Annotated in this window: 15 protein-coding genes; 8 read left to right on the forward strand and 7 right to left on the reverse strand. The window is 66.4% G+C overall.

Annotated elements, in window-relative coordinates; translation table 11 throughout:
• Nucleotides 1-57: 57 nt before the first annotated feature.
• From D5301_RS05715 to D5301_RS05740, 6 genes are all read left to right on the forward strand, one after another.
• A complete protein-coding gene (locus tag D5301_RS05715) occupies nucleotides 58-2,073 on the forward strand; it encodes an alpha/beta fold hydrolase (RefSeq protein WP_153855113.1) in 2,016 nt (671 codons plus the stop codon).
• Between the two features lie 62 nt (nucleotides 2,074-2,135).
• Complete coding sequence (locus D5301_RS05720) at nucleotides 2,136-3,119, forward strand: hypothetical protein (RefSeq protein WP_110711954.1); 984 nt, start codon at nucleotides 2,136-2,138, stop codon at nucleotides 3,117-3,119.
• 105 nt (nucleotides 3,120-3,224) lie between these two features.
• Nucleotides 3,225-4,097 carry a glyoxalase III HchA gene (gene hchA, locus D5301_RS05725; protein ID WP_153855114.1) on the forward strand — a complete coding sequence of 291 codons (873 nt, stop codon included), beginning with the start codon at nucleotides 3,225-3,227 and terminating at the stop codon, nucleotides 4,095-4,097.
• A 5-nt stretch (nucleotides 4,098-4,102) separates the two neighbouring features.
• Nucleotides 4,103-4,807 (forward strand): PA1136 family autoinducer-binding transcriptional regulator, encoded by a 705-nt coding sequence (locus D5301_RS05730; RefSeq protein WP_153855115.1) that lies wholly within the window; start codon nucleotides 4,103-4,105, stop codon nucleotides 4,805-4,807.
• A gap of 108 nt (nucleotides 4,808-4,915) precedes the next feature.
• Complete coding sequence (locus D5301_RS05735; RefSeq protein WP_306308741.1) at nucleotides 4,916-5,128, forward strand: hypothetical protein; 213 nt, start codon at nucleotides 4,916-4,918, stop codon at nucleotides 5,126-5,128.
• A gap of 139 nt (nucleotides 5,129-5,267) precedes the next feature.
• Nucleotides 5,268-6,122 carry an endonuclease/exonuclease/phosphatase family protein gene (locus tag D5301_RS05740; protein WP_153855116.1) on the forward strand — a complete coding sequence of 285 codons (855 nt, stop codon included), beginning with the start codon at nucleotides 5,268-5,270 and terminating at the stop codon, nucleotides 6,120-6,122.
• A gap of 19 nt (nucleotides 6,123-6,141) precedes the next feature.
• Here D5301_RS05740 and D5301_RS05745 read toward each other — a convergent pair whose 3' ends face one another.
• Nucleotides 6,142-6,405 carry a hypothetical protein gene (locus D5301_RS05745; protein ID WP_110711949.1) on the reverse strand — a complete coding sequence of 88 codons (264 nt, stop codon included), beginning with the start codon at nucleotides 6,403-6,405 and terminating at the stop codon, nucleotides 6,142-6,144.
• 247 nt (nucleotides 6,406-6,652) lie between these two features.
• On the opposite strand from D5301_RS05745, the gene D5301_RS05750 reads away from it, so the two are divergent.
• Together D5301_RS05750 and D5301_RS05755 are read left to right on the forward strand one after the other, a co-directional pair.
• Nucleotides 6,653-7,861 (forward strand): PAAR domain-containing protein, encoded by a 1,209-nt coding sequence (locus D5301_RS05750; RefSeq protein WP_153855117.1) that lies wholly within the window; start codon nucleotides 6,653-6,655, stop codon nucleotides 7,859-7,861.
• Nucleotides 7,862-7,865: 4 nt separating this feature from the next.
• Nucleotides 7,866-8,342 carry a hypothetical protein gene (locus tag D5301_RS05755; RefSeq protein WP_153855118.1) on the forward strand — a complete coding sequence of 159 codons (477 nt, stop codon included), beginning with the start codon at nucleotides 7,866-7,868 and terminating at the stop codon, nucleotides 8,340-8,342.
• A 78-nt stretch (nucleotides 8,343-8,420) separates the two neighbouring features.
• Here D5301_RS05755 and D5301_RS05760 read toward each other — a convergent pair whose 3' ends face one another.
• From D5301_RS05760 to D5301_RS05785, 6 genes are all read right to left on the reverse strand, one after another.
• Nucleotides 8,421-9,845: an efflux transporter outer membrane subunit gene (locus tag D5301_RS05760; RefSeq protein ID WP_110711946.1), complete on the reverse strand. Its 1,425-nt coding sequence runs from the start codon at nucleotides 9,843-9,845 to the stop codon at nucleotides 8,421-8,423.
• On the reverse strand, nucleotides 9,839-10,576 hold the full coding sequence (locus D5301_RS05765) for an SDR family oxidoreductase (RefSeq protein WP_110711945.1): 738 nt from the start codon (nucleotides 10,574-10,576) through the stop codon (nucleotides 9,839-9,841). The genes D5301_RS05760 and D5301_RS05765 overlap by 7 nt, the downstream gene beginning before the upstream one ends.
• Nucleotides 10,577-10,638: 62 nt before the next feature.
• Nucleotides 10,639-13,809, reverse strand: a complete 3,171-nt coding sequence (locus tag D5301_RS05770; RefSeq protein ID WP_153855119.1) for a multidrug efflux RND transporter permease subunit — start codon at nucleotides 13,807-13,809, stop codon at nucleotides 10,639-10,641.
• Between the two features lie 112 nt (nucleotides 13,810-13,921).
• Complete coding sequence (locus D5301_RS05775) at nucleotides 13,922-15,148, reverse strand: efflux RND transporter periplasmic adaptor subunit (protein WP_110711943.1); 1,227 nt, start codon at nucleotides 15,146-15,148, stop codon at nucleotides 13,922-13,924.
• A gap of 91 nt (nucleotides 15,149-15,239) precedes the next feature.
• Nucleotides 15,240-16,010, reverse strand: coding sequence for an SDR family NAD(P)-dependent oxidoreductase (locus D5301_RS05780; RefSeq protein WP_110711942.1), 771 nt, complete (start codon nucleotides 16,008-16,010; stop codon nucleotides 15,240-15,242).
• Nucleotides 16,007-16,234, reverse strand: a complete 228-nt coding sequence (locus D5301_RS05785; protein ID WP_110714299.1) for a hypothetical protein — start codon at nucleotides 16,232-16,234, stop codon at nucleotides 16,007-16,009. The genes D5301_RS05780 and D5301_RS05785 overlap by 4 nt, the downstream gene beginning before the upstream one ends.
• Nucleotides 16,235-16,268: the final 34 nt, after the last annotated feature.

The following is a 16,268-nucleotide window of genomic DNA, read 5'->3' on the forward strand; positions in this document are numbered from 1 at the left end:
TATCTTCCGCTTTGACATGCCGACCGCTAGAGTGGCGCCACCGCGCAGGAGGATCGTATGGCAACCACGGGCTTGGGCTTCATCGGCCGCACGACCCTCATCATCACCGTGCTGCTCACCCTGGGCGGCTGCGCGACGTTGCGCCAGTTCGGGCCGTCGGTGCAGGTGGCCTCGGTCACCCCCGGCCAGTACATCGCCCTGAAACGCGGCGACATCCTGACCACCGGCAAGCTCAGTTCGGCCACCATGGAGACGCTGCGCGTCGCCGGCCTCGACGAAGGCGTCTGCGCCAAGCCAGGCCTGCCCTGCATCGAGGCCATGGAAGGCAGCATCGTGGTGCGCGAGGAGGACAAGCGCTCAAGCCTGGCCGAACTGTGGCTGCAGTATGCGATGACCTTGCCCGCGCCCAAGCGCGAGTACTCCACCTCGGGCCGTGCCAAGAGCGCGATCACCGAACTGGATGCGGACTTCCAGCCGCGCCTGGACGCGTGGATGCAGGTCGCGCGGCAGGCCTACGCCTACCTGTTCTTCACCGAGCGCACCGCCAACCAGCGTGGCTTCGAAGACCGCCAGACCCAGGTGCGCGACTACTACAACCTGGCCGTGCAGGAAGCCTCGGTGCAGTTGTACAACGCCTATGCCACCGGGCGTGTCCGCAACGATGCCAGCCACCTGACCCTGGGCCGCTGGACCTTCGTGCTGGCGCCGTCCACCGATGCGTCACCGTTGGACACGCGTACGCCGACCGAACTGGTCCCCGCCGCATCGCTGTCGTTCACCGGCACGCTGCGCAGCGTGCACCGCCGCGATGGATTCGGTGCCGAGCTGGTAGCGGTGATGGACGACCCGGCCAGCGTCACGGCCTCGCCTGCAGCGACGCCTGCTGCGCAGGCCACCGCTGCGCCGAAGCAGAGCTGGAGCGAGATGCCCTCGCCGTCGATGACGGTGCTGCTGCGCTTCTCCGGAAAGAACCTGTGGGAAGTGCTGCACGACGACGAGCCGGAACTGGAGATCCACGATCCCTACCAGGTCACCGAAGTCACCCTGCACGGACAGGAAGTGCCGCTGGCGGCGAACTTCACCGCTGGCTACGCGCTGTGGCTGGCCCGCTCGAACTTCAGCCACCAGTCGCTGCGCTCACTGTTCGGCGGCAAGGGCGGCATCGAAACGCCGCATCTGTACATGATGCAGCCCTACGATCCGAATCGCCGCGTGCTGCTGATGATCCATGGCCTGGCCAGCAGCCCGGAGGCCTGGGTCAACGTCGCCAACGAGCTGATGCGTGACGACGAGATCCGCCAGGATTTCCAGATCTGGCAGTTCTACTACCCGACCAACATGCCCATCGCGATGAGCCACGATGCGATGCGTCATACGCTGGCCGAGGTGTTCAAGCACTTCGATCCCAGCGGCAAGGCGCAGGCCTCGCATGACATGGTGCTGGTCGGGCACAGCATGGGTGGCGTGATCGCGCGGCTGATGATCTCCTCCTCCGGCGATCATCTGGTGGACACCCTGCTGGCAACGGCGCAGATGACACCGGCGCAGCGCGAACTGCTGCGTACCAAGGGCGCACCGGTGCTGACCTTCCTGCCCGAACCGGAAGTGTCGCGGGTGGTGTTCATCGCCACGCCGCACCGCGGTACCGATGTGGCGGGCACCCGCCTGGGCCGCTGGATCGGCCGCCTGGTGCGGTTGCCGCTGACCGTGCTGGAAGACGTAGCCACCATCGCCAACGACGGTCAGATCGATCGCAACGATGGCAAGCACGGCTACCAGATGAACAGCATCCAGAACCTGGACAAGGACGATCCCTTCGTCCGCGCCGTGGCCGACCTGCCGATGTCGCCGAAGGTCCACTTCCACTCGATCATCGCCCGCGCCAAGGCCGACGGCCCGCTGGAGAAGACCGACGATGGGCTGGTGCCCTACTGGAGTTCGCACCTGCCGCGCGCGGAGTCCGAGAAGGTGATCGTGTCCGGGCACAGCGTGCAGGAAGCCACGCCGGCCATCGTCGAACTGCGCCGGATCCTGCACGAGGACATGCAGGAGCACGGTGCCGCGGCGAACTAGCGCTACCAGGACGCCACCACAGCGTGTGGGCTGCCCTCATTTCAACAGAACAAGGCAACGGAATGCATATCAAGGACATCATCGGCCTGATCGGCCTGCGCGGTTCCGATCCGGCGCTGGCCGCCTGGTTCGCGCAGCACGGACTGGCATCTCCACCTGCCACGATCACCGCCAACCAGGGCCAGAAGTCGGCCAGGGACAAGGCACATGGCATGGAGTACCACTTTGCCTTCGACATCATCCATGATCGCTTCTACCCACCGCGGGAGGCCAAGCGCGGGAGCTGGGCGAGCCATCTGAAGTCGGTCACCCTGTATTCCCATCGGCCGCGGAACGCTCCTGCCCTGCCCGCGGGATTCTGGAGTGGATACGTCGGACCGGAGGCATCGCTTCAGGAGTGCCTGGACGGGTTCGACGGCCAGATGCAGGACTTCGGTGACACGGCCTACTTTGAGAAAGTGCTCGCTGATGATGTGCAGATGAAGCTCTGGTTCGATCAGCGCCACCGGCACGTGCAGGAGCTGCAGATCAATCTGGTCGAGGACCGCCAGTTCATCGGCCATCACGATTTCGACCCGGACAACGAACACAACACGTTCAAGCAGGCCTCGACCCTGCTGGTGCGCTGGCTGTTCGAACGCGGGCATCTGAAGCTCACCGATGCCCTCCGGGCCGCGGGACCGGGTGAGGACCATGAAGCCATCCTCCATTTCACCAAGCAGCGCCTCCACAATCACGTCTGGAAGAGCCAGGTGCAGGATGACCCTTCCCTGCATGCTGTGCTGGCACATTCGCAGACCACGCGCCCGCTGATCCTCAACGACGGTACCCGGTTGCCGCTGTATGCACCGTGGATGCTGCTGAAGGCCGCTGATTGCTGGGACGCACACCAGTCGCTGTACAGCGACGACGCCCTGCCGGACTGGAGCGAACGCCTGACGGCCTTCGAACGCTCGGTGACGTTGAATGCGGCGCAGCAGCAGGCGTTCCTGTCCGCGCTGGATGAAGCCTACCGCTGCGTGAAGTCGGCACAGGGGGCCGCCTGAGGCCTGCCCGCCGCCACGGAAGCCCGTGGCGCTTGAGGGAATTCCCTCATCGCGCGTGCGCAGCGGGCCTTCTATGCTGGCCACACATTGCCGCAGGAGATCCGCATGAACACGCAAGAGCCCAGCCGCCAACCCAGCCCCGATCCGGCCGAGCGCGACGCCTTCTTCCCGTCTCCGTACTCGCTGTCGCAGTTCACATCGGCCAAGAGCAACCTTGCCGGTGCCGATTATCCGGACGCACGCCGGGATGGTCGGTGGAAGGTGCTGATGATCGCCGCCGACGAGCGCTACCTGCCGACCGCCAATGGCCACCTGTTCTCCACCGGCAATCATCCCGTGGAAACGCTGCTGCCGATGTACCACCTCGACAAAGCCGGCTTCGACATCGATGTAGCCACGCTGTCGGGCAACGCCGTCAAGTTCGAGTGGTGGGCGTTCCCGCGCGAGGACAAGGAGATCGGTGGACTGTATGAGCGCTATGAAGCGCGCTTCCGCCAGCCACTGCAGATGGACGACGTGGTGGCCGGCCTCGGCGCCGATTCGCACTACGCGGCAGTATTCATCCCCGGTGGCCATGGCGCATTGATCGGCCTGCCGGAAAGCCGCACGGTGAAGGCCACCCTGCAGTGGGCGATGGCACAGCAACGCCACATCATCACCCTCTGCCACGGCCCGGCCGCACTGCTCGCTGCTGGCGTGGACGAGGCCGATGGTGGTTCACTGTTCCGCGGCTACCGCATCTGCGCCTTCCCCGATGCGATGGACCGGCAGACACCGGAGATCGGCTACATGCCGGGACAACTGCAGTGGTTCTTTGGTGAGCGGCTCGCGCAGCAGGGCGTGCAGATCGTCAACGACGGCATCGACGGCAGTGTGCTTCAGGACCGCCTGCTGCTGACCGGCGACAGCCCGCTGGCCGGCAACGCGCTGGGCAAGCTGGCTGCACGTACCCTGCTCGACGCGCTGGCCGGGCGCTGACCCGGATGAGCGATCTGCTGCAGGCATTGTTGGAGCTGGAACGCGCCCGCTCGCTGAGCGAAGTGGGCGCGGTACTGCGCAGCATCGCGGCACCCCTCGGCTACGACCGCGTGCTGGTGTTCGCCACCGGCACCGGGCTGGAGCGCAACGCGCAGCGCGTGTACTGGATAGAGGGCGACTGGCTCGGCGATGGCAGTGATACCGACCTCGCCCGCTATCTGCATGCCTGCCCGGTCAATCGCCACGTGCTGGACAGCGACGCGCCATTCTTCTGGAGCAAGCGCCAGGGCGTGCGCGGCGAACGCTACCAGATGGTGAAGCAGCCCCGTGGCGAAGGACTGCACGGCCTGCAGGTGCCGGTGTTCGGCACCACCGGTCTGGAGGGTGCGATCAGCTTTGCCGGCACATCGATCGATGCGTCTCCCGGCGCACGCCTGCAACTGGAATCTGCTGCAAGCGCAGCATTCCGTGCCGCGCGGCGGCTGGCTGAGCTCCCTGCGCAACTCTCCGGAAGCGCGCTCAGCACGCGCGAGCGCGAGGTACTGCGCTGGGTCGCTGCCGGACGTCGCCAGGCGGAGATCGCCGCCACGCTTGGGCTTTCCGCACGCACAGTGGAAAATCATCTGCGCCGCGCGCGCCAGCGCCTGGGAGTAGCGACCACCGCACAGGCGGTACGCGCTGCCAGTCGCCGCGGCGAGATCGAGGACTGATCGCGGCCAAGCACTTCCGGCGGTCTGGTTCGCGTGTTACACACGCCATGCGCATGTGCGCGATTGCAGAAAGCAAGGATGACGCTTATGAAACTGCAACTGGCCTCGATGGCCGCACTGGCCGTGGCCCTCGCCGGAATGGTGTCGACCACCGCAACCGCCGCCGAAGTCGTCGAGGTTCTGGAAGAGTGCGTGCCCTTCCGCATCAGTGGCAACGTGTTCCACCAGCGCTGCACGTCGTACGTGGTCTACGACGATGGCACCCGCGAAGTCACCAGTCACTACAACCGGGACGAGAACGGGATGATCTACGATCCCTGATCGCCCCGCGCGCGATCCGTCGGGCGGTGCTTTCACCGCCCGCCCGGCATCCTCCATCCGCCCGTCCCGGCATACCACTGGCCCCATCGTCCATGGCATGCTCCATGAAACCGTTTTCATGGAATGGAGGGATTCCACGATGTTGTCGCGCTTCCATCGCCCTGCGCTGTGCGCGCTGCTGGCGCTTGCTCTGCCTGTCGCCACCTGGGCCGCCACACCGGCGCCGCTGAAGGTGATGTCGTTCAATGTCCGCACCCCGGCAGATACCGAACTTGGCAAGCGCTGGCCGGACCGTCGCGATGCGATGGTCAAGGTCATCCTCGACGCGCACCCGGCGGTGATCGGCACCCAGGAGCTGGTGAAGGAGCAGGCCGACTACCTGTCCGAACACCTGCCCGGCTACCGCTGGTTCGGCGAGGGCCGGCGTGGCGGCGGCGGCGACGAGCACATGGGCGTGTTCTACGACAGCAAGGTGCTGGCGATCGAGCAATCAGGCAACTTCTGGTTGTCCGACACGCCGGAGGTACCCGGCAGCATCACCTGGGGCAACCTGTACCCGCGCATGGTCACCTGGGCCCTGTTCCGGCGCCTCAATGACGGCCGTCGCTTCTATTTCATGGATACCCACCTGCCCTACCGCGACGAGGACGAACCGCGACGGGTGAAGGGGGCCGAACTGATCGGCACGCGCCTGGCGACGCTGCCGGCCGATCTGCCGGTGGTGTTGACCGGTGACTTCAACAGCGAGCCGGGTGGCGATACGTACAAGGCATTCACCCGCGCGCTGCAGGACACCCGCACCCAGGTGAAGGCACCACAGGGGCCACGTCTGACCTTCCACGATTTCACCGGCAATGCCACCACGCAGCTGGACTGGGTGCTGGTGCGCGGCTTCCACGCGCGCAGCTTCCTCACCGATGACCGTCGCATCGACGGCGTGCTGCCGTCGGACCACTTCCCGCTGGTGGTCGAGCTGGACTGGCCAACGCACTGAACCTGCGTCGCCGCCGCCACTACGGCGGCGGCCGCTTCGACAACAACCGGTACAGCGCCTGGTGCTGGTTGCGCGCCTGGCAGATGCGGGCGCCGATGGCGAGGAACACGGCGATGCCGATCAGCCCCAGCCCCACCAGTGGATCCGGCAGGCGCGCGAAGCCGATCGCCGCGGCCATCGTCGCCAACACCAGCAGCACCACTACGGCCACCGAAAGCCCCGCTCCGGGCGGGCCCGGATCACCGAACAACATGCGTTGGGTATCCCCTCTGCCATCAATCATCGTTTGTCCTCCCAAGGGCCTGCCCCATTAGTTACAGGGCAGGCCCAGGTTAGGGCAGAGTCAGATGCGTCATAACCGTGACGGTTGCCACATCTCATGGGCGCGCTAGCGTTCTGCCCCCTCAATTGGGCGTCGGCCAGCCGACCGGCCTCACGGCAGGAGCCTGTTCATGAATGTCAGTTCGCGGTTTGCGCGATAGCATGGCACCGGCAAGGATTCGCGGCTTCATTCACAGGGAGCGTGCTCGATGGCAAGAAACTGGATTGTGCTGGGTGATCCCCTGAGCAGCGGCGGCCAGGTGCTGCAGGGATCCCCGATGACGGATATCGACGGCAAGCCGGTCGCGCGCATCGGCGATCCAGCGCTCTGCAAGCGTCATGGCCCCACCCGCATCGCCTCCGGCGACAGCACGGTGATCATTGATGGACAGCCCGTCGCACGTCACGGCGATCTCTGCGCATGCGGATGCTCGCTGATGTCCAGCCAACAGACCCACGTGTTCCTCGAACAGGGCGGTGGCGGTGGCGCGGCAGCGGGAGGTTCGGCTGCGGCAACACTGGACAAGGCCGCGAGCGTGGCCGGTATCGCCACGCGCCTGATGGGCAAGCGTGAAAGCGGCCTGTTCGACCAGGCACTGCGCTTCCTGACGCGCTCCAGGGAACCCCTCTCAAACGTGCCCTATACCCTGGAGCTGGACAACGGCGAGCAGGTCAGCGGGACCACCGACAGCAACGGTGCCACCGCGCGCGTGCAGACTGACAGTGCGGTGCGCATCGTGCGCGCGACGTTGAGCGAGCCCAGTGGTTCGGCCACCTGCTGCAGCAGCGTCACCGGCGCCGAAGACAAGGTCAGCTTTGCGGTGGACGGCGCCGCAACGACCGAAGAGGCCTATGGACAGTCCGTGGTGGAGGTCGAGGCCAAGGGCCACGAACGCAGCCTGACCGCCGGAGAAATCGACATCGCGCGCAAGGTGTTCGGCACCAGTGTCGACTATGCCCGGGTCAAGGTACATAACCATGGGTACTGGTTGTTCTTCGGGTTCCAGGATAAGAACACCGCGGTCACGCCCAACGGTGAGATGTACTTCCCGAAGGGCGTTCACGAGGACGACTATTCAGCATTGGGCGTGGACAAGCAGCACTGGTTCATCCACGAGATGGTGCATGTGTGGCAATACCAGCTGGGCTACTCCATCAAATGGGTCCGCATGTTCCGTCCCAACATGAAATATGACTACGCGCCATCGAACGACAAGCGCCTGTGCGACTTCAACATGGAGCAGCAGGGCGACATCCTTGCAGACTACTTCGTGGCAGCATTCACCAGCGAGGCGTACCAGGCCACCATCGCCGCACGTGTAGGAGCCTCCAACGTGGCCGCAACACTGGCCCCGATGCTGTCCGATTTCCTGGCCGATCCGGCTGCAGCGTCCAACCTGCCCAACACCAAGGAATGACCCGATGCGCACCCTGCCCCTGCTTGCCCTGCTGTGCATGCCAGCCCTTGCGGGCGCGGCGACCTCGCGTCATGCGTCGGCACAGGTGAAGGATCAGCAAGGCACGCCCTGCGTGACGGTGGGCGATGAGCGTGCGCCAGTGACCGTGGACCACGTGCAGCTGTTCGAGCGCAGCGCTGGTCGCGAACGACCGTTGGCTACCGCCGAGCTTGGCGGCGACGGCCAGACACTGGCACCGGGCCACTGCCTGCGCCTGGACGAGCAGCCTGCGCTGCGCGGCGTCGCGCTGTCGCCCGGCCAAGCCTATGGCGTGGTGCTGGTATCGTCCGTACCCGGCCCGGAGGGTCCGTCACGGCGCTGGTACCGCGGCCTGTTCTGCGTTGTGGGTGAAGGCGCGCAGCGCCACGTGCTGCCCCTGCGGGATACCCCACGCGAGCGCCAGAAGGACCTTGCCGCCTGCCAGCTGCGGCAGGCCCCCTGACCCGCATCGCTGCAACAGGAAGGCCGGTACCGGCATTTCGCCCGTACCGGCCCAGGGCCTACTGGCGGAGCGTTGCGCTCAGCGCGCGACCGCGACGCTCGGCGCCGCCTGCGGCGCCTGCCCCCAGCCACCCAGCGCCTTGTACACACCGACAACGCTGACGTTGACTTCGGATTCGGCCGCAGCCAACGCATCATCCGCCGCCAACTGCGTACGCTGAGCATCCAGCAGGGTCAGGAAGTCCTCCGAGCCCTCGCGATAGCGGATCTGCGCCAGCGATTCGGCACGCCGTGCCGCCTGCGCCTGCTCGACCACGATCGCCAGCCGCGCCTGCTGCTTGGAATAGCGGGTCAGCGCGTTCTCGGTGTCTTCCAGGGCCAGCAGCACGGCCTGCTCGTACTGTGCGGCCACGCCCTCGGCCTCGGCCTTGCTGGCACGCAAGCGTGCGCGCACGGTGCCGAAATCAAAGGCCGCCCAGCTCAGCGACGGCGTCAGCGACCAGGCCTTGTTGTTGCCATTGACCAGGCCACTGGCATCGCCGCCCAGGAACCCGACAAAGCCGGACAGCGACAACCGCGGGAACAGATCGGCGGTAGCCACGCCCACGCGTGCGGTGGCAGCGGCCAGGCGACGTTCGGCCACGCGTACGTCGGCGCGCTGGCGCAGCAGTTCGCGGGTATCGCCCAGCGGCAATGCCTTGGCGAACGCCGGTACCTCATGCGGCGCGAGCATCTCGGCCAGCACTTCCGGTCGCTGGCCGAGCAGCACCGCCAGTCGGTTGCGCGACTGCGTCTCGGCGACTTCCAGCAATGGAATGTCGGCCTCGATCGCCTTCAGGCGAGCCCGGCTGCTCTGCACGTCCAGCTCGCTGCCGGCGCCCAGTTCCCAGCGTGCCTCGGTCAGCTTCTGCGTATCACGCAGGTTGACCAGGGTGTGCTGGGCCACGGCGATGCGCTTCTGCGTGCCGCGCAGCTCGAAGTAGTTGCGCGCCACCTCAGCGGCGACCAGCACCTGTGCGTCGGCCAGGTTGGCCTGCTCGGCGTCGAGGTCGGCGCGCGCGGCTTCTGCAGCACGGCGCTTGCGGCCGAACAGATCCAGCTCCCAGCCCGCGTCGAAACCGAGCTGGTAGCTTTCACTGAACACCCGCTGCCCACCCAGCTGCGGATCGGGTTGCTTGCGGCGGTCGTAGCTGCCACCGGCGGTGATGTGCGGGGCCTGGTCGAAACGGCTTTCGACAAACACCGCGCGGGCCTGGCTGACACGGGCCACGGCCACGCGCAGGTCCAGGTTGTCCGACAGTGCACCGTGCACCAGTTCTTCCAGCACCGGATCATCGAACTGCGCCCACCAGCTGGCCACCGGCGAGGTGGTGCTGAACACCGGCTGCTGTGCGCCCTGCAGGACTACCGGTTCCTGCACCGGTGCCTTGTAGTTCGGGCCGACGCTGACACAACCTGCCAGCACCAGGCTGGAGACGGCCATCGCCAACGTGCGGATCACCATGGCAGCACCTCGCCCAGGTAGGTGAAGCTGCCGTTCGGGCCTTCGTGGCCGACCAGAGCCATCTGCACGCTGGAGCGCGCGCCCTCTGCGATTTCGATCTCGCCGTGGCCACCGTTCATGTCGGTTTTCACGTAGCCCGGATGCACGGTGTTGACCTTGATCTGCGTGCTGCGCAGTTCGTGCGCCAGCGCCAGGGTCCAGCTGTTCACCGCGGCCTTGGAAGCGTTGTAGGCCGGGATCTTGAAATCGTAGATGCCTGATGCCGGGTCGGCATGCAGGGTCTGCGAACCGAGGATGCTGGAGACATTCACGATGCGGCCGGCCTTGGCCTGCTGCAGCAACGGCAGGAAGGCCTGGGTCACCGCTACCAGCGCATAGACGTTGGTGTCGAAGGTGCGGCGCCAGGTGTCCAGCGATTGCTCGGACGGCCGCTGCGCCGGATTTTCCAGCAACACACCGGCGTTGTTGACCAGGATGTCGAGACGGCCATGGCGCTCGCGCACCTGCTGCACAGCCTCGGCGATGCTGGCGCCATCGGTAACGTCCAGCTGCAGCGCTTCCACTGGCAGGCCCTCGGCCTGAAGCTTCAGCGCCTGCTCCACGGCGGTTTCGCGCTTGCGGCCGGCCAGCAGCGTATGCACGCCGGCCTGGGCCAGCTGGCGCACGGTCTCGGCGCCGATGCCGCGGGTGGCGCCGGTGACCAGCGCGATCTTGTTCTGATGGGTGTTCATGGATTCTTGCCTCGTGAGGGGAAGCCGCCGCCGGCAATGGCCGGCGGCGACGGGGTTCCATGTCAGTGGTGGATGGTCGGCTCGCCGTGCTGCACCAGCTGGCCACCACCGTTGCGGGTGACGAACTTGCGCAGGGCCACGTAGAACACCGGGGTGAGGAACAGGCCGAACAGGGTCACGCCCAGCATGCCGGCGAACACGGTGATACCGGTCACCGAGCGCACCTCGGCACCCGCACCGTGCGACAGCACCAGCGGTACGGTGCCGGCGATGAACGCGATGGAGGTCATCACGATCGGGCGCAGACGCAGGCGGCAGGCTTCCAGCGCAGCTTCAACGATGCCCTTGCCGCCCATCTCCAGCTCTCTGGCGAATTCGACGATCAGGATCGCGTTCTTGCACGCCAGGCCCATCAGCACCACCAGGCCGACCTGCACGAACACGTTGTTGTCGCCTCCGGTCAGCCACACGCCGAACAACGCGGACAGCAGGGTCATCGGCACGATCAGGATCACCGCCAGCGGCAGCGACCAGCTCTCGTACAGCGCGGCCAGCACCAGGAAGGCCAGCATGATCGCCACCGGGAACACGATGAAGGCGGCCTTGCCCTGGGTTGCCTGCTGGTAGCTCAGGTCGGTCCATTCGGTGGTCATGCCCACCGGCAGCACCTTGCCGGCGATCTCGGTCAGCTTGTTCATCGCCTCGGCCGAGGACAGCAGGCGCGGGTCGGCTTCACCGGCCAGGTCCGCGGCCGGATAGCCATTGAAGCGCAGCACCGGGTCCGGGCCGAAGGTCTGCTTGATGGTGACCATCGAACCGATCGGCACCATCTCGCCGCGGTCATTGCGGGTACGCAGCTTGCCGATGTCCTCGACCGTCTCGCGGAACGGACCATCTGCCTGGGCGATCACCTGCCAGGTACGGCCGAACTGGTTGAAGTCGTTGACGTAGGCCGAACCGAGGTAGGTCTGCAGCGTGTCGAACAGCTCGGTGAGCTGCACGCCCTGGGCCTTGGCCTTGACGCGGTCCACCTCGGCATCCAGCTGCGGCACGTTGGCCTGGTAGCTGGAAATCGGGAAGGCCATGCCCGGGGTCTGCGCAACGGTGCCCTGCATCGCCTGCACGGCATTCTGCAGCGCGCCGTAACCCAGGTTGCCACGGTCCTCGATGAACATCTGGTAGCCGTTGCCGTTGCCCAGGCCGAGGATCGGCGGCGGCATCATCGCGAAGGCGAAGCCCTCCTGCAGACCGGCGATCTTCTGGTTGATCTCGGCATTGATCTGCGCGGCGGTGCGGCCATGGCGCTCGGCGAACGGCTTGAGCGGAATGAACGCCACACCGGTGTTCGGCGTGTTGGTGAACTGCAGCGCGTTCAAACCCGGGAACGAGATGGTGTGGGCCACGCCATCGGTTTCCTGGGCGATCTTGGCAACCTTGCGCAGCATTTCATCGGTACGCGCGATTGACGAACCTTCCGGCAGCTTCACGCCGGCGATCAGGTACAGCTTGTCCTGGGTCGGGATGAAGCCCGGCGGCACCAGCTTGAAGATCACGCCGGTACCGACCAGCAGGATCGCGTAGACCACGAACACCGCGCCACGACGGCCGAGGATGCGGGCCACGCCACGCTCGTACTTCTCCGAGCTGGACTTGAAGAAGCGGTTGAACGGACGGAACACCCAGCCGAACAGGCGGTCGATCAGGCGGCTCGGGCCGTCCTTCGGCGCACCGTGGGCCTTCAGCAGGCGCGCGGCCAGGGCCGGCGACAGGGTCAGCGAGTTGATCGCCGAGATCACCGTGGAGATGGCGATGGTGACCGCGAACTGCTTGTAGAACTGGCCAGTGACACCCGACAGGAACGCCATCGGCACGAACACGGCACACAGCACCAGCGCGATCGCCACGATCGGGCCGGACACCTCACGCATGGCCTGGTGGGCCGCCGCGGTGGGCGACAGGCCTTCCTCGATGTTGCGCTCGACGTTCTCCACCACCACGATCGCGTCGTCGACCACGATGCCGATCGCCAGCACCAGGCCGAACAGGCTCAGCGTGTTGATCGAGAAGCCCAGCAGGTACAGCGCGGCGAAGGTACCGACCACCGACACCGGCACCGCGATCAGCGGAATGATCGACGCACGCCAGGTCTGCAGGAACAGGATCACCACCAGCACCACCAGGGCGATCGCTTCCAGCAGCGTGGAGACCACGGCCTTGATCGAGTCGCGCACGAAGATGGTGGTGTCATACACGGCTTCGTACTTCACGTCGGCCGGCATGGTCTTCTGCATCTCGTCCATCGTCGAGATGACCTGGTCACGGATCTCCAGCGCGTTGGCACCGGGCGACTGGAAGATACCGATACCGACCGCGTTCTTGCCGTCCAGCTGCGAGCGCAGGGTGTAGTCGCCGGCGCCCAGTTCCAGGCGGGCAACGTCGGACAGGCGCACGATCTCGCCGTCCACACCGCTCTTGAGCACGATGTCGCCGAATTCCTTTTCGGTCTTCAGGCGGCCCTGGGCGTTGATCAGGGTCAGGAACTGGCTGTTCGGCAGTGGCTCGGCACCGAGCTGGCCGGCCGAGACCTGCACGTTCTGCTCGCGCATCGCACGCACCACGTCGCTGGCGGTCAGGCCACGCGAGGCCACCTTGTCCGGGTCCAGCCAGGCGCGCATGGCGTAGTCGCCACCACCGAAGATCTGCGCGTCACCCACGCCCGGAATGCGCGCCAGCGCATCCTTGACGTGCAGGCGGGCATAGTTGCGCAGGTACAGGGTGTCGTACTTGCCTTGCGGCGAGGTCAGGTGCACCACCATCAGGAAGGTCGGTGACTGCTTCTGCGTGGTCACGCCCTGCCGGCGCACGTCCTCGGGCAGGCGCGCCTGCGCCTGCGCCACGCGGTTCTGCACCTTCACCGCCGCTGCGTCCGGGTCGGTGCCCGGGCGGAAGGTCACGGTCATCTGCAGCACGCCGTCCGAGCCGGCGACCGACTTCAGGTACATCATGCCTTCGACGCCGTTGATGGCCTCTTCAAGCGGCGTGGCGACGGTCTCGGCGATGACCTTGGGGTTGGCGCCCGGATACACCGTGCGCACGACCACCGACGGCGGCACCACTTCGGGGTACTCGCTGATCGGCAGGATCGGAATCGTGATTAGGCCTGCGGCGAAGATCACGATCGACAGCACCGCCGCGAAGATCGGCCTGTCGATGAAGAAACGGGAAAAGTCCATGGAGGAATTCCTGGGAAAGGCATTCGGCGGGCAACAGCCTCCCTGCCCCTCGCCGAGATGACGAAGGCAGGGAAGGCTGCCGCTGGCGCCGGCAGCTAAGCGGGGACGCGGATCAGTGGTTCAGCGCGGCGGTGGCATCGCGGCCCGGTGCCGGCGCCGCAGCCTGTGGCTGCATCGCCACGGCCTTGGCCTGCACCGGCATGCCCGGCATGAAGACCTTCTGCACGCCATCGATGATCACCTTGTCGCCGGCGGCCAGGCCGTGCTCGACGATACGCAGGCCGTCGGCGGTGCGGCCGAGCTGGATGTCCCGGCGCTGGGCCTTGCCATCCTTGTCGACCACGTACACGTACTTGCGGTCCTGGTCGGTCAGCACGGCCTTGTCGTCGATCAGCAGGGCCTGGAACTGGCCGCTGCCGAGCAGCTGCACGCGGGCGAACAGGCCCGGGGTGAACTGGCGGTCGGCGTTGTCCAGCAGCGCGCGGACACGGATGGTGCCGGTGCTGCGCGCCACCTGGTTGTCGAGGAAGTCGACCTTGCCGGAGTGCGGGTAGCCCTCTTCACCGGACAGGCCGACCTTCACCGGCAGGTCGCTGTCACGCTCGCTCGGGCGCTCGCCCTTGCGCGCCATCTGTGCGTAGCGCAGGAAGGTGCTTTCGTCGGCATCGAAGTAGACGAACACGGTATCCAGCGAGACCAGCGTGGTCAGCACGCTGGCGCTGTCGCCGGCGGTGACCAGGTTGCCGGCGGTGACCATCGCGCGGCCGGCGCGGCCGTCGATCGGTGCACGCACCTTGGTGAACTCCAGGTTGAGGCGGGCCGCATCCAACGCAGCCTGCGCCGCCTGCACGGCGGCACCGGACTGGTCGGCGGCAGCGCGACGCTGCTCGGCGGTCTCGGTGGAGATCGCCTGCTGCTCGGACAATCGCTTGGCACGCTCGGACTCGCTGCGGGCCAGCGTCGCCTGGGTGCGGGCGCGGGCGAGTTCGGCGGCGGCGCGATCGTACTCGGCCTGGTAGCTGCGCGCGTCGATGGTGAAGAGCACTTCGCCCTTCTTCACTTCCTGGCCTTCGACATAGTTGACCTTGTCGATGTAGCCGGACACGCGCGGGCGCAGTTCAACGCTCTGTACCGCTTCGACGCGGCCGCTGAACTCGTCCCATTGGCTGACCTGCTTGACCAGTACCGGCGCGGCACTGACCTGCGGCGGCGGCGGTGCACCGGCTTCTTCGGCATGGCCGCCGCTGCAGGCTGCAAGCACGGCCGCGGCGAGGATCGACACGCCGACCATCGCGATGCGATGGCCGAAACGATGTGGGGTGGTGTTGGGGGAAGTCATGGCATGCATCCGTACGGAGGGGTGGTACAGCTATATGAGAACGTGTTGCAAAAATCGGCGGCGCATACTGCGACCTCAACCATGGTCGAGGTCAAGCAACGCCTGCGGTGTCGCGCCAGAGCGGAGGAATTTCCAGGTGCAGGAGACCGCGCGGCAGTTCGGCATCGCTGCTGTCACAGCGGACGATGGCGCGGTTGTCGCGACACCCATCGAGCAGCGAGACCACGCGGCGACCGACCAGCAGCGAGCTGGGCCACTCGATGCAGGCGTTGGCCGCGTTGGCTGGGGTGCACACCGGGCTGCAGACTTCCAGCATCTGCGCGCGCACGCCCAGTGCCTGGGCTTCCTGGTGCACCACCTGCGCGTACATGCGCAGCGCGGCAGTGGTGATCGAGGTTTCGCCGTAGCCCGCCCATGGCTTGGCATTGGCCGGACTGCCGATCATCACGTAGCGGCGCGCATGCACGTTGTCCTGCAGCAGCGGCAGCAGATGACGCACTGCGTGCACGTGCGGCATCAGGTCGGCCTGCATCGCACCGAGCAGCTCGTCGCCGTTGCGGTCAGTCACCCGGCCGCGACGGTAAGGGCCGCCCATTGCGGCGATCACCGCGGCCAGCGGACGCGGGCGATGCGCGATGCGTTCGGCCAGTGCCCGCGCCGAGCCATCATCACTGAGCGAACCCAGCACGGTTTCCAGGCCCGGCTCATCGGCGAACTGCTCATGCAGCGCCGCCAACCGGCCCGGATCGCGCCCGACCACCAGCACCGGGCTGCCGGCCTCCAGCAGGGCGCCGACCACGCCCTGGCCCACGGCACCGGTGCCGCCGAGGACCAGAACTTCGGGCGTCAGTATCCCATTCACGGGACATTTCCTCCCAAATCCGGGATAGTCCCAATTCGACGCAGCCGGTCACCCTTGTGCGGAACCAGGCGGATGGCACCGCCACGCTGTTGACGCATGGGCGCGGTAAACTCCCGGAAATCCTTGTGCACCAAGGAACTCGGACGGGCTTCAACGGTCATCGCCAGGTCCAGGGTACTCTGGCCGGCGTTCCGGAGACGGGCAAGAATGTTGCGCAGGCTCATGGCGAACGGGCTCCAAATAACGAATGGCGCCACG

Origin of the sequence: Stenotrophomonas sp. MH181796 (assembly GCF_009659995.1) — a bacterium.
GTDB lineage: Bacteria > Pseudomonadota > Gammaproteobacteria > Xanthomonadales > Xanthomonadaceae > Stenotrophomonas > Stenotrophomonas riyadhensis.

Coding starts and splice junctions, on each gene's coding strand:
- D5301_RS05785 (WP_110714299.1), bottom strand. CDS start 16,234: ATGAGCCTGCGCAACATTCTTGCCCGTCTCCGGAACGCCGGCCAGAGT.
- D5301_RS05770 (WP_153855119.1), bottom strand. CDS start 13,809: ATGGACTTTTCCCGTTTCTTCATCGACAGGCCGATCTTCGCGGCGGTG.
- D5301_RS05765 (WP_110711945.1), bottom strand. CDS start 10,576: ATGAACACCCATCAGAACAAGATCGCGCTGGTCACCGGCGCCACCCGC.
- hchA (WP_153855114.1), top strand. CDS start 3,225: ATGAACACGCAAGAGCCCAGCCGCCAACCCAGCCCCGATCCGGCCGAG.
- D5301_RS05730 (WP_153855115.1), top strand. CDS start 4,103: ATGAGCGATCTGCTGCAGGCATTGTTGGAGCTGGAACGCGCCCGCTCG.
- D5301_RS05760 (WP_110711946.1), bottom strand. CDS start 9,845: ATGGTGATCCGCACGTTGGCGATGGCCGTCTCCAGCCTGGTGCTGGCA.
- D5301_RS05735 (WP_306308741.1), top strand. CDS start 4,916: ATGGCCGCACTGGCCGTGGCCCTCGCCGGAATGGTGTCGACCACCGCA.
- D5301_RS05750 (WP_153855117.1), top strand. CDS start 6,653: ATGGCAAGAAACTGGATTGTGCTGGGTGATCCCCTGAGCAGCGGCGGC.
- D5301_RS05745 (WP_110711949.1), bottom strand. CDS start 6,405: ATGATTGATGGCAGAGGGGATACCCAACGCATGTTGTTCGGTGATCCG.
- D5301_RS05720 (WP_110711954.1), top strand. CDS start 2,136: ATGCATATCAAGGACATCATCGGCCTGATCGGCCTGCGCGGTTCCGAT.
- D5301_RS05775 (WP_110711943.1), bottom strand. CDS start 15,148: ATGACTTCCCCCAACACCACCCCACATCGTTTCGGCCATCGCATCGCG.
- D5301_RS05755 (WP_153855118.1), top strand. CDS start 7,866: ATGCGCACCCTGCCCCTGCTTGCCCTGCTGTGCATGCCAGCCCTTGCG.
- D5301_RS05740 (WP_153855116.1), top strand. CDS start 5,268: ATGTTGTCGCGCTTCCATCGCCCTGCGCTGTGCGCGCTGCTGGCGCTT.
- D5301_RS05715 (WP_153855113.1), top strand. CDS start 58: ATGGCAACCACGGGCTTGGGCTTCATCGGCCGCACGACCCTCATCATC.